A 19,445-nucleotide genomic window follows, 5' to 3' on the forward strand; every position below is an offset into this window, starting at 1 on the left:
ATTAACAGCGAGTCCGGCGGAAGGATGTATTCACCACGACTGCGAATGCGGGTGTTCGACTGGTTCTGACTGAGTTGCAGGCTGCCGCCGGCCGACCACTTATCGTTCGGCCGGATATCAGCGCCCAGCGTGAGGGTATGGTCTTGATACAAGGGCTGGCCGTTGCTCCGGAAATCGTTGTAAGTATCCGCCGCCAGCATCGGGGAGCATGGTATCCGTTAACAGTCATGCGATAGTAATCGTGATTGCGGTTGTAAGTATAATTTGCGTACAGGTCATATTTATCTTTGCTGTACGATATGCCCGCATTGGCCGAGGCCTTCTCTCCTTTTCCGTAACCGGCTGTCAGTCCCAGGTTACCACTGAGACCGGGCGTTTTATTCTTCTTAAGTACGATGTTGATCAACCCGCCCGTTCCCTCTGCGTCGTAACCTGCGGGCGGCGCGTCCAGCAATTCTATCTGCGCCACATCATCGGCCCGCAGACTGTTTAGATAAGCGAGCAGCTGTGCCGGCGCCATGCGCTGCAGTTTACCGTTAATCATCACCATTACGCCCTGGCTGTTTAGCGTAACGGCGTTGGTGCGCCAGTCGACCAGTATGCCAGGCATCCGCTCCAGGACTTCCAGCAAGGTGCTGCCCTTTGTAAGTACGCTGCTTTGCACATTCACCACCAATCCGCCAGGCTCCTGGCGAAAAAGGGGTTTGGCGGCGCTTACCTGTACTTCGTCCAGCAAGGTGGCGGACTGTAGTATCACATCGCCCATATCCAGCGTATCGCGCAGCTCAAACATCGGCGAATGCCAGGTTTGAAAGCCGGTAAAACTGCACTGCAGCAGGTAGCGGCCTGCGAAAGCCGGGAGGTGAAAACGGCCGGCAGTATCGGTAACAGCGGCTTTGATAAGGCCCGAATCCGTAGCGCGGTATAATAATACATTGGCGGCAGGCAGCGCTTCTCCCGAAAGAGAAATTACACGGCCACGTACCTGCGGGAAAGCCGGAGAAAACGAGCAGCATAAACAAACGAGGAAAAGCAGTTTCATGGCGAGGTATTTACGGGCAAAGGAAACGGCCTGCCACTACAATTCGCAGGTTGTGTGACCAATGCCCGAAAATAATTGCTCAACGACAAACAAACGGCTTTTACGCCTGCCGCACAGCCTTTTCATGTTAAAAATGCGGGTTGTCAATTTATAGCGTCCTTTCATATACCAGCACTACCGGTTAGTCCCGATTTTGCGTACCTTCAGGATGCACGAAAGCCCCGCTACATGAAAGCATCCGGTAATTGGCTGATCCGGTACAAACTGTACCACATTCCCTTCTGGTTCCTGTACAATTACACCTGGTGGGTAATTGCATGGGGACATCCTTACGAAGCCGCCAAAGCAATATTTACCACGCCTTTTGCGCTGAAGTTCTTGTTTTATATGGTGTTGCAGGGACTGGCCGCCAGCTTTAACCTGTACTATCTTATTCCCCGTTTCCTGGAAAAAGGAAAAATCACACTGTACTTCACTTTGCTGGCGATTACCATTGCCATAACAGCGCTTTGTATTACACCCGGATATTACCTCAGCGCTTACTTAAACGGGCAAACCATTGCCGACGCCTATGGTAAGGAAAATGAAAACTTCCTGCACCTGGTCAGCGGTGGCCCACTTTCCTCCACGATCGCTATTATGACATTGGCCATGAGCATCAAACTGGGAAAAAATGGCTGCAAACCCAACGCAGGCAACAGCTGCTGGAAAAGGAAAAACTGGAAACGGAACTAAAATTTCTCCGTTATCAGTCGAACCCGCATTTCTTATTTAACACCATCAATTCTATTTTCTTTTTGATCCATAAAAACCCGCACATGGCCTCCGCCTCGCTGGCAAAGTTTTCGGAGATGCTGCGCTACCAGTTGTATGAGTGCAATGACAAACAGATCCTGCTGGAGAAAGAGATCGGCTACCTTCACAATTTTATCGAACTGGAAAAACTGAGGCAGGATGAAGATGTAACGGTACACTGTGACATGCAACCACCCGCGCATCCTTGGCTGATAGCGCCTTTCATCCTGATGACCTTCGTGGAAAATGCTTTCAAACATGTATCCAGGCATGCGAACCATCCGAACCATATTGATATACGGCTGCATACAGCAGATGACCAGTTGCATTTCGCGGTGAGTAATAGTAGCGGCGGCGGCCTGTCCGGCCAGGTGCTCCATTACGGCGGCATCGGACTGCGGAATGTAAAGCGCCGCCTCGACCTGCTCTACCCCGATCAATACGAATTAAACATCACACAAACGCCCGACCGCTTCGATGTATCGCTGACGATGCAGTTGGAAGCTGCGGTCACCACATCCACCGTAAATTACCTGCACCATGCTTAGTTGCATTATTGTGGACGATGAGCCACTGGCCCGCGAAGGTATGGCCAACTATGTACGCGAGACCGGCTTCCTGCAACTGGCCGGCGCCTGTGGCGATCCGCTGGCGCTTATGCAGCTGCTGGATACGCAACCCGTCGACTTACTATTTCTCGATATACAAATGCCGAAAATGAGCGGCATCGACTTCCTGAAAATCACCCCCAATCCACCGATGGTGATTATCACTACCGCTTACCCGAGCTTTGCGCTGGAAGGGTTTCAACTGAATGTGCTGGATTATTTACTGAAGCCCATTACGTTCGACAGGTTCCTGAAATCGGCCGCCAAAGCCAAAGATTATCATCAGCTACGGAACAAACCGGCAGGCGCTTCGGACCACTTCTTCATTAAATGCGGCAGTAAATACGAGAAGATTTATTTTGATGACATTCTTTATGTGGAGGGCATGCAGAATTACGTGACGATCCACACGACGAAGGGCAAATACATCACCCTGTTATATTTAAAAACCTGGAGCAAAACCTCGATAGACAGGCATTTATCCGGGTTCATAAGTCGTTTATCGCCGCCATTGGCAAGATTGACAGCATCGAGGGGAGCGATATTCATATTGGCGGGCATCGCGTGCCAATGAGCCGCAATTACCGCGAGCAGGTCATCGAAAAAGTGGTGGCTAATAAATTATGGGACAAGATCAGGTTTTCCTAGCTTTCAATTCCGCGGCTTACCCAACGTTGCCATCCTTGAATATGCTAATCGTGCCCCGTTTTGCATAACGATAAATTAATCCTAATTTAACCACCTGAAACAGGCCGTTCGAATACTTTTACACGGTTAATTCAGCGAGGCCTGTCAACCACGCCCGGACAGTAAGTTTATGAATACCAAGGTAATTGCACGTTATACAGAGGAAGAGCTGGTGACCTTGCTGCGGCAGGGTGACACCACGGCCTTTTCCTACGTGTACCAACAATACGCCGCCCCCTCTTTCACGCTGCCTTTGCCGTACTCAAACACCGCGAGGCCTGCGAAGACATTATCCGGGAACTGTTTACCAACCTTTGGATCAAACGCGCGCAACTGGACATCCGCCAGTTAAAGCCATATTTGTACGCCGCGGTGCGTAACAATGTACTGATGGTGATCCGCAGCGGGAAAGTAAACGTGGATATGGAAGAGCTGGCGCAACTCGTGGAAACCAGCGGCGCGGCAGATGAGGTCATGCAAAAGGACCTTCGCCGGCAGATCGACCACGAAGTGAGCCAGCTTCCGCCCAAATGCCGCACTATTTTTATGATGAGCCGGGAAGAAGAGCTATCCCATAAAGAAATAGCCAGCCAGCTGAAAATCTCCACTAAAACTGTTGAAAACCAGGTCACAATTGCACTTAAACGCCTTAAGTCCTCCCTTGGCGACGTACTCTTTTTCCTCCTCTAATTTTTTTTTCGCTCCTTTTGGGGGATTCCCTTATTCCCTGCATCTTAATGTATATCACCGATGAAACGCAAACAACGCACAGCAAAAGAAGAGCAACGGCTGGAAGAACTATTAGGCCGCTATTTCGACCAGGCCGCCCGTAAAGGCGCGCCGGACAGCGGGGCGTTTGACAGCGACAAGGTGTACGACACCGTGCAGCGCAACATTGCTTGGCACAGACAGCGCCGCAACCTGATATGGGCAGCAGCGGGTTTAACAGCAGTGCTTTGCACCATGGCTTCGCTTTTCTGGCACCCGGCCCCGAAACCGGTACTGGCCATGCGTGAATTAAAAACCGGCGCCGGGCAGGTAAAGCAGGTAAAACTGGAAGACGGATCGATCGTGTGGCTCAATGCTGGCAGCCGCCTCCAATACCCAGAACATTTCGGACAAGACAACAGGCAAATACAGATAGCGGGCGAAGCGTATGTAGAAGTAACGGCGGACAGTAAACGCCCCTTTGAAGTGATTACTGGTAACGTGTGTACAAAAGTATTGGGTACCGCCTTTAATATTACGGCCTACCCCGAACAACGGCTAACAGAAGTAACCGTGATCAGCGGAAAGGTAAGCCTGCAGGCCGTTAACGACAACAAACAACCCGGTACCGTAGTAGGACCGGACCAGCAGGCGGTGTATGCTGCAGACGGACAGCGGATCGCTTTTCATGAGCATGTAGCAGCGGCGGCAAGCCTCCGGTGGAAAGAACGAAGGCTTGTATTTACCGGTAAAAACTATCGCAGGTAGTAGCGGCCGTAGAGCGCTGGTATGGCATAAAAATACAACTGGGCAGCGCCCTGTCGGACTGCACGATTTCTGCCGACTTCACCGGCGAACCTGCCGAACAGGTACTGCAGGTACTCGCACAACTTGCGAATGGCGCAGTGCAGCGGCAGGACAGCGTATACCAGCTCACGGGTAAAGGATGTGGTTATTAATCAACTAAGCAACATAAAAATGGGAAGGCCCCAAATGGCCATTTAACTAGAACACTTTTTCCACAAAAAAACTTAACTGTTTCAAAACATGCATCGAACTCTGACTGTAAAAAGTGGAGCGAAACCTCTATTGCCCTGTACCAGGCATATGAAACACCTCGTCTGCGTTTTTCTCTGGCAGCCTGCGGACTGTTTCCGATCCACGTTATCGCGCAGGACGCCCTGCAAAAGCGGGTATCCGTTTCCATTAAAGATCAATCTTTGCAACAGGCGCTCAATGCGGTAGCCGCCGCGGCCGGCGTAAAATTCGCTTACCCCGATAAGCTCCTGCAGCAAAACACCTACATCACGCACCTGTTTACCAACCAGCCGCTGTCGCAGGTCCCGGATAAACTGTTGAAACCCCATGGCCTGCAATATGAAATGACCGGCAACATGGTCGTGATCAAAAAAGCAGCGCGATCGCCGACGGAAACGCCGAAACAAGCAAAGCCCGTACAAGGCACGATTACCGACGCGGCAAAGCAGCCTTTATACGGCGTTACGGTGGTAAGCCGTGACAATGCCTCCATTGGCGCAACCACGGACGAAAAGGGCGTGTTTTCACTGAATGTGCCGGAAGGAACAGTACTCGTGGTGAAAATGATCGGCTTCCGGGAACAGGAAGTGGTGGCGGGTTTACAGCCCTTAAACATCACTTTGAGAGATAATGAAACAGGATTGAATGAGGTAGTGGTAGTAGGCTTCGGCAAACAGCGTAAGATCACGCTGACCGGCGCCGTGGCCTCTGTTCAAACCAAAGAACTGAAACAATCCGCGGTATCCAACCTGTCGAGCGCACTCGTAGGCCGCCTGCCAGGCCTCATTGCCCGCCAGTCCAGCGGCGAACCAGGCGCCAACGGATCCTCAATATGGCTGCGCGGACAAAGTACCTACTCCGGCAGCAATGGCCCGTTGATCATGATCGACGGCGTACCCCGTGACGGCTTTGAGTTTATTGATCCGAATGAAGTAGAATCCATCACCATCCTGAAAGATGCTTCTTCTACCGCCGTGTATGGCGTAAGGGGCGCGAATGGCGTGGTGCTGGTCACTACCAAGCGTGGTAACGAAGGCAAACCCGTGGTGCAGTTTAACCTGGAAACAGCATTAAACACGCCCACCCGTTTACCCGAGTACCTCAACTCCGTAGAGTACTTCAAATACTACCGCAATGGCCTCATCAACGACGGCCGTTTAACGGAAGCGGAAAAGTACACCGACGAATACATCTCCCGCTACGACCGCAACATTGACTGGGCGGACTCGCTGCAATACGAATACCTGTACCCGGATGTGGACTGGCTCGATTACATGCTGAAAGACTATTCCCGCCGCAGCACCGCCAATGTGAACGTACGCGGCGGCGCGCAGAAGTTCAGGTATTTTGTATCGGGCTCCTATTTTACGGAAGATGGTATCTACAATCATGATGATGCCATCGGCGACTATAACATCCAGGCGAACGAAAAACGTTTCAACTTCCGCTCCAACATCGATATGGAAATCAGTAAATGGTTTAAAGCGGAAATGGGCCTTTCGACCATTGTACGTTACCGTAACTATCCAACACCCACGGCCACAGATTACTTCATCGCACTAAAAACCACGGCGCCGTATGAAATGCCGGTATTCAACCCTGACGGTTCTATTGCCGAACCCGCGCGCGGCAACAGTAATCCCTATGCGCAACTGACGCAACGGGGTTATAAAAGAATGCTGAACTCCTATTTGCAGGGCACCGTGGGCGTAACGGCCAACCTGGGTTTTATCACCGAAGGCCTGACCGCCCGCACCCGTTTTAGCTACGACGCAGCAAGCAACGGCGGCTACAACCGCAGCAAAGGTTACTGGTCGTACCTGTACGATGCAAGCGGTAACTACACACAGGTAAAGGAAGGCCGGGACTTCCTGAGTTATGCGGCGGACTTCGATTACTGGTCTACCCAGATTAACCCGGAGTTTTACATCAACTACGATCGCCGCTTCGGTCCGCATGATGTGGGCGCCATGGTATTGTACCGTTTAACCAATGAAATGGAGCGCGCCACCAACTCGGTAGATGCATTGCCGCACCGTGAGCAGGGGCTGGTAGGCCGTCTTTCCTATGGGTACGATGAAAAGTATTTTGCGGAAGTGAACTTCGGTTACAATGGCTCCGAAAACTTCATGAAAGGCCATCGCTTCGGATTCTTCCCCTCCTTCTCCTTAGGATGGGTGATTAATCGTGAAAAGTTCCTGAAAGATGCAGCATGGCTGGATTTACTGAAAGTGCGCTTATCGCATGGCAAAGTGGGCAACCAGGACCCGGGAACGCGCTTCGCGTACCAGAGCCAGTGGAACCTCGGCAGCGGCAGCTACACCTTTGGCGACAATTACCAGAACAACAAACAGGGCGCCGTGGAGGGCAAAACCGGCAACCCGGTAACCACCTGGGAAACCGCCATTAAATCTAACCTGGGATTAGACTTCGCCCTGCGTAACAACTGGCTGCAATTAACAGCAGACGTTTTCTACGAAAAACGTTCTGGCATCTTTACCACCTCCTCGCGCATTACCAGCGCGTTGGTGGGCATTCCCGGCGGCAACCTGCCGACGATTAACGCAGGACAGGTAGAAAATAAAGGCTTCGAAATTGACCTGAAACACCAGAAGGCTATTAATAAAAACTTCTCCTACTTCGTGCGCGGTAACTTTACCTATGCGAAAAACAAAATACTGGACTACCTCGAAGAACCCACCTCCGACCGGCCCTGGCAAACCCGCAAAGGCCGTTCACTGAACGATATACAAACGTATGTGTCCATGGGCTATTTCCAGTCGGCAGACGAAATAGCGAAGGCCCCCTCGCAGGCATTCTTCGGCGCGGTACAGCCGGGTGACGTACGTTACAAAGACGTTAACGGAGATGGCATTATTGATTCGTACGATAAAACATTTATCGGTAAAAACTCAGAGCCGACGTCCATTATGGGCGCCTCCGCCGGTTTCTCCTTTAAGGGATTTGACTTCAGTTTCCTGCTGCAGGGCGGCTTTGGCAGATGGCTGTTTACTGATGGCAGCACCATGTTCGGCAGTAACTACGAATTCCGGCAGGTGATGAGGGCCGTTGGTACCGACTACTGGACGCCGGAAAACCCGAACGCCGCATTCCCAAGGGCCATGAGCCAGAAAACACCGAACAATACAGAACGCAGCACTCACTACCTGCGCGATGGCAATTACGTACGACTGAAAAATTTCGAAATCGGTTATTCACTGCCAGGCAACATCATCAGGCGGGTGGGCATGACCAGCCTGCGCGTGTACGCCAATGGCAACAACCTGTACACCTGGGATAAAGTAAAACTGTTCGACCCGGAAGAAAACTACGGATCGCCCACGTATCCGCTGATGACTACATACAACTTCGGGATCAACATCGGGTTTTAAGAAAACAATACTATCAACATGAAAAAATCATTCTACCTATATTTTTAATCGGAACCATGCTGCTGGCTGCCTGCAGCAAATACCGGATGTAGTGCCGAGAGAGTTTTACCAGGAAAAAGACCTGTTTAAAGATATCGAACAGGCAGAAAAAGAAATTGCCACGCTGTACAGCAGGCTGCCTTTTGACTTCAATGCGCAGGACGGCAGCAACGGCATGGTGTTATCCGCCGGCTCCGACGAGGCTTACCATAACTGGGACCAGAGCAATGCACGCCTGTACGAACAGGGCGCCTGGAACCCGATTACCAACCCCTCGGCAACTACAACAGCGCGTACGAAAACATCCGCGTAGCGTTTCACTTCCCCGGAGAATATTGATAAAGTGCCCGTACTGGATGCCGCCATTCGTGAGCAATACCAAACGGTGGTGATTCCGCGCTACAAACATGAGGTAAAGTTCCTGCTTGCGTTCAACTATTTCGAACTGTACAAACGCTACGGCGCCGTGCCGCTGGTACAACGTCTTTACAAGGTGGAAGAAATGGAAACTTTACTGCGCATGCAACGTTCGCCCGCAGACAGTGTGGCTGATTATATTGTGAAGCTGTGCGACGAAGCAGCAGCCGGCCTGCCGTTAAACTATAACGACCAGCCCGCGGAGATAGGCCGTATTACGAAAGGTGCAGCGCTGTGCTTAAAAGCGAAAACGTTGCTCTATGCCGCATCCCCCTGTTTAATGGCGGCGAAGTGGACGGACAACCGATCAGTGTAGGCGGCGACGTGGTAAAAAAATACCCTGCTGGCGGTAAAGAACACAGATGGCACACCGCTGTTCAATACCAGCTATGATCCTGAAAAGTGGAAAAAAGCAGCAGATGCAGCCCTCGCGGTAATCGAGCTGGGACAATACACCCTGCACCCGGTACAACAGGAGCTCTTCTACAAAAGAAATTATACAGAAGTGATCTGGCATAAACAGCAGCCATCAATTTACACCGCGAACTCATGGGACAAACAACTGATGCCGAACGGTACGGACCTCGGCGGTTCCGGTGCGTTGAGTGTTACCAATTTCTTTGTGGACAGCTACGAAATGAATAACGGCCTGCCCATCACCGATCCTAACTCCGGTTATGTACGCGACGCCTGGACCGATACCACCATGAACGTTTTCCGCGACCGTGTTTGGAAAACCACCAAGGTGCGCATCCGCAGCATGTACCACAAACGCGATCCGCGTTTCTACACAGACATCTACTTTAACGGGCAGCCGCTCCTGTTCCGGAATGTGATTACAGAATACGTGACTAATGTAGGCGCCAACAACGACGGCTGGGGCAGCAAAACCGGTCAGAACACGCGTACCGGCTATTACGTGCAGAAGTGGGTGGACCCCACACAAAACATCAAGGACCGCCCCAACTCGAACTACCGCAACTTCCCGTATTTCAGGCTGGCAGAAGTATACCTCTGGTACGCCGAAGCCATGAACGAGTACCGCCACACCAGATGACCGGGTATACAAATACCTGAACGAAGTACGCAAACGCGTAAAGATGCCGGCACTCCCCATCCCCTGCGTGCGGAAGACCTCACCAAACAGGGCATGCGCCAGCGCATCCGCAACGAACGAAAAATTGAGCTGGCCATGGAAGGGCATCGCTTCTATGACATCCGCCGCTGGCTGATTGCACACACACCGGAATGTACTTCTCTCATGGGGCTCAACATCAACAAAAGCGGGGTAGATTTTTATACACCAACGCCCGTGAAAACAGGTTCGCGGGTGTTTAACATCTACCACTACCTGATGCCGATCCCCACGACCGAGATTACGAAAGCACCAGGCGTGTTGATACAGAACTATGGTTGGGAAAGATAAATTTCGCATCACGCTATTACCCAGATATAGAACAGGGCCCGGGATTTCCCGGGCCTTTTGTTTGTCCGGAAACGGACAGCGCCTGTATGATAATGAACGGGGCAGCTTACATAATTTAAAGAATATCAACACCTTAATCACAGGCACCAAATTTGGCATCCTCCGTCAAACACCCTCATCATGATCCGCAACTTCATCCGCACTACCCTCAGACATCTGTGGAAAAATAAGACCTACAGCGTACTGAACATATCAGGATTGGCGATTGGCATCATCTGCGCCGGGTTTATATTCTTATGGATGGAAGATGAACTGCAATTCGACAGCAGCATCCCTCATCGCGACCGGGTTTATTCGATTCAGACGAACCAGACATACCAGGGTAAAACCCGCTCGTTCCGCTCTTCCCCGGGCAACCTGGCCGCGGCCATGAAGGCGGAGATTCCCGGCGTGGAAAAAACCGGCCGGTCGAACCGCGGCTTCTCCTTATTCAGTGCGGGGGATAAAGATATTTATGAAGCCGGCGTTTACGCAGACTCATCGATCTTAGCCATATTCCGGTTCCCCTTTTTACAAGGCGGCGCGGAGGAAGCCTTCCGCCAGAGAAACAGCATCGTGATTACCGAAAAGATGGCCAAACGCTTTTTCGGCACGCCAGCTGAAGCCATGGGTAAAACCCTGATGCAGGAGCATAAAGAAAACTTCACCGTGACCGGCGTAATCGCCGACTTCCCGCGCAACAGCACCTACCGGCCCGACTGGCTGATCCCTTACCAGGTGTACGCGCAGGACAAATTCTACCTGACCATCTGGGGCGCCAACGCTGTAGACACCTATGTAGAACTGGCAGACAACGCCAATCCCGGCGACATCAACAAAAACTATACAACTTTATCCATGAGAAAGCGCCCCAGGCAAGCGCCAAACCTTTCCTCTTCTCCGCCAACGACTGGCACCTGCGGGCGCAGTTCGAAGATGGGAAACAGACCGGCGGCCGCATTGCCTATGTACGCCTGTTCGGCATTATTGCCTGGATCGTGCTGCTGATCGCCTGCATCAACTTCATGAACCTGGCAACCGCCCGCAGCGAGAAGCGCTCACGGGAAGTAGGCGTACGAAAAGTAATGGGCGCTGGGAAATCCTCCCTCACTTTCCAGTTTATCATGGAATCACTTACCATGACCGCACTGGCCGTGTTGGTGGCATTGGCCTGTATGGCCATGCTGCTGCCGCTATTCAACACCCTGATAGAAAAACAATTATCATTAAACATATTTGAACCCCTGCACCTCGCCTTCCTCGCAACGGTAACACTGGTGTGCGGCCTGGTGGCAGGCAGTTATCCCTCCTTTTACCTTTCTTCTTTTAACCCGATTGCCGTACTCAAAGGTTTAAAGATGAAACACAGCGGCGCGGCATATATCCGCAAGGGGTTAGTTGTATTCCAATTCACGACCTCCATTGTGCTGATCATTGCCACTATCGTCATCTACCAGCAGATCCTCCATGTAACCCACCGCGAACTGGGGTATAACAAAGAACATTTATTACAGGCAGATGTAAAAGGTGATATTGATAAATACGCCGTCATCCGCCAGCAATTGCTGAATACCGGCATGGTGGAAGAAGCCGCGCTGAGCAGCAGCGAAATGCTATACACCGAAAATAATACTTCCGGATTTCAATGGGACGGCAAACCGCAGGATGCGGACGTGCTCATCTCCTACCGCAGCGTAAGCAGTGGCTTCTTTAAAACCTGGGGGATGACGTTTAAGGAGGGCCGCGATTTCCACCCGGACACGTACCCGGACAGCAACAACATCATCATCACCGCCAGCCTGGAAAAGATGCTGGGCAAAGGCAGCGCCGTAGGTAAAACCATACGCGACGACAACCAGACGCTCCATATCATAGGCGTGATCAACGATTTCGTATATGGCGACATGTATGGCAAAAGTGACCCCGTGGTGTTTTACGCGCAGCCCGATGATGCCCGGAAGATCGCCATCCGTTTAAAAGCGAATGTCGACACGGAGAAGGCTATAGCCGCTATTACCGGCATCATGGAGAAAGGCGTGCCAGGCTATCCTTTCACGTACAAATTCGTGGACGAGCAGTTTAATGCCCTCTTTGAAAACGAACAACTGATCGGCAAACTCTCCCGCCTGTTCGCCCTGCTGGCGATCCTGATATCCTGCCTGGGTATATTCGGCCTCGCGGCTTATATGGCCGAGCAACGGGTAAAAGAAATTGGTGTACGGAAAGTACTGGGCGCCAGCATCAGCAATATTACCGGTTTGTTAAGTAAAGACTTTCTGCAGCTGGTGCTCATCTCCGCCATTATCGCCTTCCCCCTGGCATGGTTTGCCATGGAACGCTGGCTGAACGGGTACGCTTACCGCATCGGCATCAGCTGGTGGGTATTTGTAATGGCGGGGGTAGCAGCGATGTTGATCGCCCCCTAACGATCAGCTTTCAGTCCGTAAAAGCTGCGATGGCCAACCCGGTAAAGAGCTTACGGGCAGAGTAAGCATGGCATTACATTTGCACCCATCAGCCCATGCAAACACTACATCGATGGCTATACGCAAATGTTGCGTTCTACGGAATCTATGGGTTGTTTTTATTGATAGAAGTCCTCGACTTCCGGAAATGCTGCACGCTAAACCACCCGGCTTTAGTCCCACCTACGACGTGGTACACGTTACGTTTTACATGGTGGAGATGACCGTATGCATGCTCATGGCCGTAATTTTTGCACAGCTGAAAATGAGCACCATCCGCGGCGGTGCACTGATATTTATCGGCATACTGACATTAATATTCAGGGGCGCACTGGTGTACTACCTCTATCTGTGGACGGACCCCGAATACCATTGGGTGCCGTTTATTTACAAGAAAGCCAATGAGTTGAGTCCGTTGATGCGGGGGCTGTTTGTGCCGTTACAGTTGTTAGCGGCGGTGGGGCTGATGTGGAGTGCATTCAGGAACAGGAAGAAGGGCGTAATGCCACCTATCGTACATAACGAATTACAATAAACAACGGCCGGGCTCCCGCCCGGCCTTACTATTAACAGCTACATCTGGAACACATTAAACCGATGCCCGTCCGGGTCCGCAAAAACAAACCCATAGTACCCCTCACCAAACGCTTCCGGCTCCGAAACCAATGTTCCACCCGCGGCACGCACCGCCTTCGCCCATTCATCTACCTCCGCTGGTGTATCGGCCGCAAGGGTAAAGATAATCTCGTTGCCATCGGCAATAGGCCCCTTCATCGCAGGTTCCAGGATACTCTTCAGAAAGAAATGAATAACGAATTTTTCATCTCCAAAGAAGAAACTTGTTAGTTGCTCCGACGAGCCATTGGACTTAAAGCCCAGTTGTTGATAGAAGTTCGTCGTACGCGCTAAATCCTGTACCCCGAAATTCGCCCATATTTTCTTGGTCTTCATACAATTCTAATTTATTCCAAAACTAGGCTATAAGTGCGGCAAAGAAGGTGCCCGATTGCGACTTCTTCCGGGGCATTTGCGTCAAAACTGCGGCATTTGACCGGCGGCTTGAAGGTATGCCGCATCGAACCGGGAATCGCCTGCACAGCTCCCGCCGGGCCTGCGCAAATCCCTTATAGATCAAGGAAATTATGGGGCTAAACAGGAATATGTTAACTTAGGTAGAAATAATCATGACAAAAATGTTTCTCCATACCATACCTTCCACGTGGCATCGCTGGCTATTCTGCTCCCTGTTCGCAGTAACGGGCGCTCCTGTAACAGCACAGCAACTTAATAACAACCAGGTAAAAACCAGTAAAGGCATTCTCGAAGGGGTGGTCGAAACTGCCGGTGTACGCGCTTTTAAAGGCATTCCCTTTGCGCCGCACCACCCGTAGGCGAAAACCGCTGGAAAGCGCCACAGCCTGTACAGGAATGGCAGGGTGTACGCAAAGCCGATAAATTCGGGCCCAGGGCCATGCAGACCAACATCTTCGGCGACATGAACTTCCGCTCCAACGGGATGGGCGAAGATTGCCTGTACCTGAACGTATGGACGCCCGTTAAAAAAGGAAAAACATTGCTTCCGGTACTTGTCTATTTCTACGGCGGCGGCTTTGTAGCCGGCGATGGTTCCGAATCCCGCTACGATGGCACTAGTATGGCGGCACGTGGCATTGTGGCCTTAACGGTGAACTACCGCTTAGGTGTTTTTGGATTGATGGCCCACCCCGAATTAAGTAAGGAAGCGCCGTACAAGGCATCGGGTAACTACACCGTGCTGGACCAGGCCGCAGCCTTACAATGGGTGCACGACAACATCGCGGCCTTTGGCGGCGATCCTAACCAGGTAACCATTGCCGGCGAATCTGCCGGCTCTATATCCGTAAGTGCGCAAATGGCATCTCCCCTCTCCAAAAACCTAATCAACGGGGCTATCGGCGAGAGCGGATCCTTACTCGGCGCCCTGCCCGCCACCACGCTCCAGCAGGCACAAGCTACCGGCGAACGATTTGCAGCTACCCTCGGGGTGAAAACGATTGCTGAATTACGCGCGCTCCCGGCCGAAAAGATATTGGAAGGCGCCGCCAAATTCGGCCTCTTCGGTTTTTCAATGAACGTAGACGGTTACTTCTTTCCTAAAAGTCCTTATGATATTTACACCGCGGGCGAACAGGCGCACGTGCCGCTGCTGGCGGGCTGGAATAATGAAGAATCGGGCTACCGCGCCGTACTTGGCAATGCCGAACCCACGAGAGCCAACTTCGAAGCAGCTGTAAAAAGGTTGTATGGCGATAAAGCAGCCACGGTATTGCAACTGTACAATCCGGCGACAGACGCCGATGTAATAAACGTAGCGCGCGACCTTGCCAGCGACCGCTTCATCAGCTTCAGCACGGAAATGGATCGACCTTGCCGCCAAAACGGGTGGTAAACCCGTGTACCGTTATTATTACACGCACCCTCGTCCGCCAATGGTAGCAGCCATGGGTAATGCCACGGCCGGACTTGCAGGCGGTGTGGTAAAGAATGATGGTAAAACACCTCCACCGCCCCGTGCTACCGGCGCTGTACACTCCGCCGAAATAGAATATGCCATGGGTAACCTCGAAGGCAACAAAGTATTCGCCTGGACGGCGGACGACCACAAAGTATCAACGTTCATGCAGGCCTACTTCGCCAACTTCATTAAAACGGGCGACCCGAATGGCGCCGGCCTCCCGAAGTGGCCGGCCATCAAAGGCGAAACAGTACCGGTGATGCACATCGGCTTACAACCGAAGCTTGAGCAGGAGCAACATCGGGGAAGATATTTGTTCTTAGATCAACAACGATAAAAGGATCACCGGGCGGCGCGCAATACTGCGGCGCCGCTTTGTTTTTCAGCTACCTGGCGCATCGCATACACGAACGTCCATTAATCTTTTAATATCAACCATTCATTGACCGTGTTCTCTGCCGTTTCCAGCACGATCTTGTAAAACTTAGACGGTAGCTGCTGCACGTCCAGCAAAGCCCGGCGTTGCGATACCGGCACCTCGGCCAGCAGCCTGTATTCGTCCGTGCCCCCGGTTTTGAAGTTATTCGTAGGGGTGACCCAGATCTTCACCTTACCGGTTTCTTCCAGCGCCTGCCATTTAAGATCGATGTGGCCCTGCACGTAGTTGGCCACGGGTTTAGCTATGGCCACTTTGCCGGTCATGGGTACACCATCCACCTCCCGCAGCGACGCCACCGGGATGTTCACCCCAAGGAAACGCGCGATGGTAGGCATAATGTCTGTAATCGCAGGCTCATTGTACCGGGCGTAATTATTCATGTCCTTTTTATTGGTCACCATCCGGTACTGCGCTGCCGGTCCGATTGTCCGCCGTGGTCTACCGGTGCGCTCATCGCGACCGTGGTCCGTGGTGATGACGAGCAGCCAGTCTTCTTTAAACTTTTGCTCACGATACCTGATCGCATCGTACAACTTGCCCATTTGTACATCCAATAATGCTACCGCACGATAAAACTCGGGACTGTCCCCATGCATGTGCCCCATATCATCGGTGTACTCAAGGTATACCCACGATAAATCCGCAGCCTGCTCACGAATGCCTTTCACCGCTTCCGAAATCACTTTTTCATCGATCTCGTGCATGTAATCCCGCTTACGATCGTGGCGGAAATTCACGGTATCCAGCTCATAACCATCCGCATGAAAATCTACTTTCGTTTCTCTACCATCGGCCACCAGTTTGGTGCGGTTATCGAGCCAGCTGGAATACACCGCGGTTTTGCGCTGCGGGTACTGGTCCTTCAGTAATTTAAAAATGGTAAAGTAATAATAGTTCGGCGCTTTGATATCATTGTCCGGCACATTGTGCTTATTATACCACACGCCCGTCAGCAAGCTATTATAGCCCACTGCCGAAATCGTCGGCGTCTGGCTATACAGGCCCTTTCCGCCACCTACGTGCATGCGCGTGTAGCGCCCGTCTGCGATGATGCGCTTAAAATTCGGCAACGGCAGTTTTTCCAGTACGTCGGCGGGAATGCCATCCGCAATTACGAATACCGCCTTCTTCGCCCGCTGCTGGGCAAAAGCGCCGCCGGCGAGGAGCAGGAATACACCCGATTGTATCAGTATTTTCTTCATCATCGGGCTAAAGTAGAAAATTTCCTGGTTTAGCCAGCTGCGGAATAAAATTAAGCCGCCGTTGTATTACACACTTCGGCGGCTTCTTTTCTATTCAGCCTGTTTATACGAAACCGTCAGTCCAATCTCCGTCCCTGCCAGCGCCTTCGATACCGGACAATTCTCCTTCGCCGCTTTCGCGATCGCAGTAAACTGCTCCTCGCTCACGCCATCGATCGCCGAAGCCGTCAGCTCCAGTTGAATATTGGTGATGGCCAGTTTAACGGCATCCAGTTCCACGATAGCTTTGGTATCCAGCGTACCGGCAGTAATGCCTTCGTTCTGGAGAAAGGCGCTCAGCGCCATGGTGTAGCAACCGGCGTGCGCGGCGCCCAGCAGTTCTTCGGGATTGGTGCCGATGCCATCCGCGAAGCGGCTGTTAAAAGAATACTGGGTATGATTCAGTGTGGTGGTCTGGGTAGTAAGGTCGCCTTTACCTTCTTTCATATTGCCTTCCCAATGAGCGTTTGCAGTTCTTTTCATAATTATTTGTTTTGTTTGTTGATGTAAAATTGGGGATTCTCCGACCGGGAAATATTAACCCGGGTTAAAATCCTTTTCCTTTCCGCAAATATCCGTTGCCGCCAGCCGCGCGTATAGATCATAAGGTGGCATTAGTTGTCCAAATAGTGGAATTTGCACCCGCAGGTACATGAAGCAGTGCCTGCGATTGATTATCTTTATCCCATGTTACTAAACCTGGAAAAAATAGCCCAAACGGATAAAAAGCGCGTAGTGATTGTTGGTGGCGGGTTCGCAGGGCTCGAGCTGGCCAAAACATTGTCTAAAGCCGATGTGCAGGTGGTGCTGATCGACAAGCACAACTTCCATACGTTTCAGCCGCTGCTGTACCAGGTGGCGACGGCGGGCATCGAAGCCTCGTCTATTATTCATCCGTATCGCCGCATTTTACAGGACCAGGATAATACCTACTTCCGTATGGCGGAGGCCCAGTCTGTAAATACTGCTACCAATACCCTCGAAACCTCTATCGGCTTTATAAGATATGATTACCTGGTTATCGCTACCGGCGCCACGGCTAACTTCTACGGCAATACGGAGTTACAGGAAAAGGCCATCTCCCTGAAAAGTATCGAAGATGCCCTGCTCCTGCGCAATACCATTATCAGCAACTTTGAAAAGGCGCTGCAGGTAAATGATGAAGAGCAGCTGAACAGCCTGATGGACTTTGTGATCGTAGGCGGCGGGCCTACCGGGGTGGAAATTGCCGGGGCGCTCAGCGAACTGCGTAAACATGTATTCCCTAAAGGCTTTAAGGAGCTGAACTTCGTAAACATGGACATTCACCTCATCCAGAGCGGCCCGGATTTGCTGAAGGGTATGTCGCCCATGGCATCTAAAAAAGCTTACCAGTACCTCGAAGAATTTGGTGTTAAAGTATGGCTCAACCGCCGCGTAAAATCGTTCGACGGCTATAAAGTGACGCTCGACAATGGCGAGCAGCTGTGTTCCCGCGTCCTTATATGGGCGGCGGGCGTTACGGGTGCGCCCTTACACGGCCTCGAAACGCAGAGCATGGCAGGCAACCGCTACAAAGTAGATGAATACAACCGGGTCAATGGCTATGATAACATTTTTGCCATCGGCGACATCGCCGCCATGATCACCCCCGAATACCCTGACGGCTGTCCTATGCTGGCGCAACCCGCCATTCAGCAGGGCCGGCAGCTCGGCGAAAATATTCTCCGTTACCAGGCCGGTAAAAACCAACGCCCTTTAAATATACTGACCGCGGCTCCATGGCCACTATCGGCCGTAACAAGGCGGTGGCCGACCTCCGCATCTTTAACCGCGAAATACGCACCCAAGGCTTCCGGGCCTGGTTAATCTGGATGTTCATCCACCTGATATCTATTATTGGCTTCCGGAACCGCCTGGTAGTGCTGATTAACTGGGTATGGAAGTACCTGCGTTATGATGCAGGCATTGGCGTCATTATAGGCGAAAAGAAAGAAAACACGCCGGTAGAGGAAGCCGTGGAAAAAGCAACCATATAAAAACCCCGCGTATAAGCGCGGGGCGTCTGCTTCTTATATGCCTGTTTTCTGAAAATGATGACTTCGTCCTTCTTCTCCCTCCCATTCAACATCTTCGGCTTCTTCGTCCGACAGGTCATTCTCTTCAGGTCTTCCTCATCGAGGATGGGGCTGCCGTCGTCATTTAGCGGCGTAGTATCATTTGCGCTTTCGTCCTCTTCTGCATCCTCCGGACGGCGGCCCTTCGGATCCTGATCATGCAACAACATAATTACTTGTTTTAAGGTGATAAAGTCTGCCGCCAATTGTACGGCAAAAGATAGTCCGCACCAACACGCAGACCCGCCCCATCCTGCAAGTGGAAGTCCATAGCCCATGGCGTTTTTTGCCCTGCCTGTACACCATCCGGACACAGCTACGTAACTGTGCATTTTGTTACATAGAAGTGAGGAATAAAAGGGCGTGCAGACTGTGCCCTGCCAATAAAAAACCCCGCATAAAGAATATGCGGGGCATTGCTTTTTTGGCCATAATTACTTTTTACTTAAACGATGTAAAAAGACCTTGTTTGTCAATTAAATCCTAATTAGTAGTCCTAACTACCATATCCTAAATAAA

The 19,445-nt window shown here is 51.6% G+C and carries 21 protein-coding genes and 3 pseudogenes; 19 read left to right on the forward strand and 5 right to left on the reverse strand.

Annotated features, from left to right (window positions below; genetic code table 11):
- Position 1 precedes the first annotated feature (1 nt).
- Entirely contained in the window at positions 2 to 1,042 is a 1,041-nt protein-coding gene (locus tag MKQ70_RS13835; protein WP_248072047.1) for a TonB-dependent receptor, read from the reverse strand.
- Positions 1,043 to 1,270: 228 nt separating this feature from the next.
- On the opposite strand from MKQ70_RS13835, the gene MKQ70_RS13840 reads away from it, so the two are divergent.
- From MKQ70_RS13840 to MKQ70_RS13900, 14 genes and pseudogenes are all read left to right on the forward strand, one after another.
- Positions 1,271 to 1,777 carry a hypothetical protein gene (locus MKQ70_RS13840; RefSeq protein WP_248072050.1) on the forward strand — a complete coding sequence of 169 codons (507 nt, stop codon included), beginning with the start codon at positions 1,271 to 1,273 and terminating at the stop codon, positions 1,775 to 1,777.
- Positions 1,778 to 1,821: 44 nt separating this feature from the next.
- Positions 1,822 to 2,385, forward strand: coding sequence for a sensor histidine kinase (locus tag MKQ70_RS13845; protein WP_372490112.1), 564 nt, complete (start codon positions 1,822 to 1,824; stop codon positions 2,383 to 2,385).
- A gap of 40 nt (positions 2,386 to 2,425) precedes the next feature.
- Positions 2,426 to 3,093, forward strand: a pseudogene (locus MKQ70_RS13850) (LytR/AlgR family response regulator transcription factor).
- Positions 3,094 to 3,262: 169 nt separating this feature from the next.
- A complete protein-coding gene (locus tag MKQ70_RS13855; protein ID WP_248072052.1) occupies positions 3,263 to 3,484 on the forward strand; it encodes a hypothetical protein in 222 nt (73 codons plus the stop codon).
- Positions 3,424 to 3,822 (forward strand): sigma-70 family RNA polymerase sigma factor, encoded by a 399-nt coding sequence (locus MKQ70_RS13860; RefSeq protein ID WP_308199462.1) that lies wholly within the window; start codon positions 3,424 to 3,426, stop codon positions 3,820 to 3,822. Before MKQ70_RS13855 ends, MKQ70_RS13860 begins: the two co-directional genes overlap by 61 nt.
- A 60-nt stretch (positions 3,823 to 3,882) precedes the next feature.
- On the forward strand, positions 3,883 to 4,608 hold the full coding sequence (locus tag MKQ70_RS13865) for a FecR family protein (protein WP_248072053.1): 726 nt from the start codon (positions 3,883 to 3,885) through the stop codon (positions 4,606 to 4,608).
- 38 nt (positions 4,609 to 4,646) lie between these two features.
- A complete protein-coding gene (locus tag MKQ70_RS42215) occupies positions 4,647 to 4,799 on the forward strand; it encodes a hypothetical protein (protein WP_372490113.1) in 153 nt (50 codons plus the stop codon).
- A gap of 261 nt (positions 4,800 to 5,060) precedes the next feature.
- On the forward strand, positions 5,061 to 8,270 hold the full coding sequence (locus MKQ70_RS13870; protein ID WP_248072054.1) for a TonB-dependent receptor: 3,210 nt from the start codon (positions 5,061 to 5,063) through the stop codon (positions 8,268 to 8,270).
- 91 nt (positions 8,271 to 8,361) lie between these two features.
- Positions 8,362 to 8,622: a hypothetical protein gene (locus MKQ70_RS13875; RefSeq protein WP_248072055.1), complete on the forward strand. Its 261-nt coding sequence runs from the start codon at positions 8,362 to 8,364 to the stop codon at positions 8,620 to 8,622.
- A 30-nt stretch (positions 8,623 to 8,652) separates the two neighbouring features.
- Entirely contained in the window at positions 8,653 to 9,042 is a 390-nt protein-coding gene (locus tag MKQ70_RS13880) for a RagB/SusD family nutrient uptake outer membrane protein (RefSeq protein WP_248072056.1), read from the forward strand.
- 189 nt (positions 9,043 to 9,231) lie between these two features.
- Positions 9,232 to 10,152 (forward strand): annotated as a pseudogene (locus MKQ70_RS13885) (RagB/SusD family nutrient uptake outer membrane protein).
- Positions 10,153 to 10,332: 180 nt separating this feature from the next.
- Positions 10,333 to 11,199: an ABC transporter permease gene (locus MKQ70_RS13890; RefSeq protein WP_248072057.1), complete on the forward strand. Its 867-nt coding sequence runs from the start codon at positions 10,333 to 10,335 to the stop codon at positions 11,197 to 11,199.
- Positions 11,190 to 12,617, forward strand: a complete 1,428-nt coding sequence (locus MKQ70_RS13895; protein WP_248072059.1) for an FtsX-like permease family protein — start codon at positions 11,190 to 11,192, stop codon at positions 12,615 to 12,617. Before MKQ70_RS13890 ends, MKQ70_RS13895 begins: the two co-directional genes overlap by 10 nt.
- Before the next feature lie 187 nt (positions 12,618 to 12,804).
- Complete coding sequence (locus tag MKQ70_RS13900; protein WP_248072061.1) at positions 12,805 to 13,191, forward strand: hypothetical protein; 387 nt, start codon at positions 12,805 to 12,807, stop codon at positions 13,189 to 13,191.
- Between the two features lie 38 nt (positions 13,192 to 13,229).
- On the opposite strand, the gene MKQ70_RS13905 is transcribed toward MKQ70_RS13900, so the two are convergent.
- Positions 13,230 to 13,607: a VOC family protein gene (locus tag MKQ70_RS13905; RefSeq protein ID WP_248072063.1), complete on the reverse strand. Its 378-nt coding sequence runs from the start codon at positions 13,605 to 13,607 to the stop codon at positions 13,230 to 13,232.
- A 233-nt stretch (positions 13,608 to 13,840) separates the two neighbouring features.
- Here MKQ70_RS13905 and MKQ70_RS13910 point away from each other — a divergent pair, with 233 nt between their 5' ends.
- The 3 genes and pseudogenes from MKQ70_RS13910 (at position 13,841) to MKQ70_RS13920 (ending at position 15,487) form a co-directional block, all read left to right on the forward strand.
- Complete coding sequence (locus MKQ70_RS13910) at positions 13,841 to 14,047, forward strand: hypothetical protein (RefSeq protein WP_248072065.1); 207 nt, start codon at positions 13,841 to 13,843, stop codon at positions 14,045 to 14,047.
- Positions 14,048 to 14,091: 44 nt separating this feature from the next.
- A pseudogene (locus tag MKQ70_RS13915) lies at positions 14,092 to 15,084 on the forward strand (carboxylesterase/lipase family protein); the annotation flags it as partial.
- Between the two features lie 4 nt (positions 15,085 to 15,088).
- The gene (locus MKQ70_RS13920) at positions 15,089 to 15,487 is read left to right on the forward strand and encodes a carboxylesterase family protein (protein ID WP_248072067.1); all 399 of its coding nucleotides are present in this window, start codon (positions 15,089 to 15,091) and stop codon (positions 15,485 to 15,487) included.
- Positions 15,488 to 15,567: 80 nt separating this feature from the next.
- Here MKQ70_RS13920 and MKQ70_RS13925 read toward each other — a convergent pair whose 3' ends face one another.
- Both MKQ70_RS13925 and MKQ70_RS13930 read right to left on the reverse strand, forming a co-directional pair.
- Positions 15,568 to 16,794 (reverse strand): alkaline phosphatase family protein, encoded by a 1,227-nt coding sequence (locus MKQ70_RS13925; RefSeq protein ID WP_248072069.1) that lies wholly within the window; start codon positions 16,792 to 16,794, stop codon positions 15,568 to 15,570.
- An 87-nt stretch (positions 16,795 to 16,881) separates the two neighbouring features.
- Positions 16,882 to 17,313: an OsmC family peroxiredoxin gene (locus MKQ70_RS13930; protein WP_248072071.1), complete on the reverse strand. Its 432-nt coding sequence runs from the start codon at positions 17,311 to 17,313 to the stop codon at positions 16,882 to 16,884.
- A 153-nt stretch (positions 17,314 to 17,466) separates the two neighbouring features.
- Between MKQ70_RS13930 and MKQ70_RS13935 the strand changes: the two genes are divergently transcribed.
- Both MKQ70_RS13935 and MKQ70_RS42220 read left to right on the forward strand, forming a co-directional pair.
- On the forward strand, positions 17,467 to 18,678 hold the full coding sequence (locus tag MKQ70_RS13935) for an NAD(P)/FAD-dependent oxidoreductase (RefSeq protein ID WP_248072073.1): 1,212 nt from the start codon (positions 17,467 to 17,469) through the stop codon (positions 18,676 to 18,678).
- Entirely contained in the window at positions 18,591 to 18,848 is a 258-nt protein-coding gene (locus MKQ70_RS42220; protein WP_372489974.1) for a hypothetical protein, read from the forward strand. The genes MKQ70_RS13935 and MKQ70_RS42220 overlap by 88 nt, the downstream gene beginning before the upstream one ends.
- On the opposite strand, the gene MKQ70_RS13940 is transcribed toward MKQ70_RS42220, so the two are convergent.
- Complete coding sequence (locus MKQ70_RS13940) at positions 18,764 to 19,096, reverse strand: hypothetical protein (RefSeq protein ID WP_248072075.1); 333 nt, start codon at positions 19,094 to 19,096, stop codon at positions 18,764 to 18,766. The genes MKQ70_RS42220 and MKQ70_RS13940 overlap by 85 nt on opposite strands.
- Positions 19,097 to 19,445 lie beyond the last annotated feature (349 nt).

Source organism: Chitinophaga sedimenti (assembly GCF_023156195.1).
Taxonomy (GTDB): Bacteria; Bacteroidota; Bacteroidia; order Chitinophagales; family Chitinophagaceae; genus Chitinophaga; species Chitinophaga sedimenti.

Bases quoted from the DNA above. Each gene is read 5' to 3' on its own strand.
- MKQ70_RS13855 (WP_248072052.1), top strand. From the start codon at position 3,263: ATGAATACCAAGGTAATTGCACGTTATACAGAGGAAGAGCTGGTGACC.
- MKQ70_RS13900 (WP_248072061.1), top strand. From the start codon at position 12,805: ATGCTGCACGCTAAACCACCCGGCTTTAGTCCCACCTACGACGTGGTA.
- MKQ70_RS13910 (WP_248072065.1), top strand. From the start codon at position 13,841: ATGACAAAAATGTTTCTCCATACCATACCTTCCACGTGGCATCGCTGG.
- MKQ70_RS13940 (WP_248072075.1), bottom strand. From the start codon at position 19,096: ATGTTGTTGCATGATCAGGATCCGAAGGGCCGCCGTCCGGAGGATGCA.
- MKQ70_RS13930 (WP_248072071.1), bottom strand. From the start codon at position 17,313: ATGAAAAGAACTGCAAACGCTCATTGGGAAGGCAATATGAAAGAAGGT.
- MKQ70_RS13840 (WP_248072050.1), top strand. From the start codon at position 1,271: ATGAAAGCATCCGGTAATTGGCTGATCCGGTACAAACTGTACCACATT.
- MKQ70_RS13835 (WP_248072047.1), bottom strand. From the start codon at position 1,042: ATGAAACTGCTTTTCCTCGTTTGTTTATGCTGCTCGTTTTCTCCGGCT.
- MKQ70_RS13925 (WP_248072069.1), bottom strand. From the start codon at position 16,794: ATGATGAAGAAAATACTGATACAATCGGGTGTATTCCTGCTCCTCGCC.
- MKQ70_RS13890 (WP_248072057.1), top strand. From the start codon at position 10,333: ATGATCCGCAACTTCATCCGCACTACCCTCAGACATCTGTGGAAAAAT.
- MKQ70_RS13865 (WP_248072053.1), top strand. From the start codon at position 3,883: ATGAAACGCAAACAACGCACAGCAAAAGAAGAGCAACGGCTGGAAGAA.
- MKQ70_RS13905 (WP_248072063.1), bottom strand. From the start codon at position 13,607: ATGAAGACCAAGAAAATATGGGCGAATTTCGGGGTACAGGATTTAGCG.
- MKQ70_RS42220 (WP_372489974.1), top strand. From the start codon at position 18,591: ATGGCCACTATCGGCCGTAACAAGGCGGTGGCCGACCTCCGCATCTTT.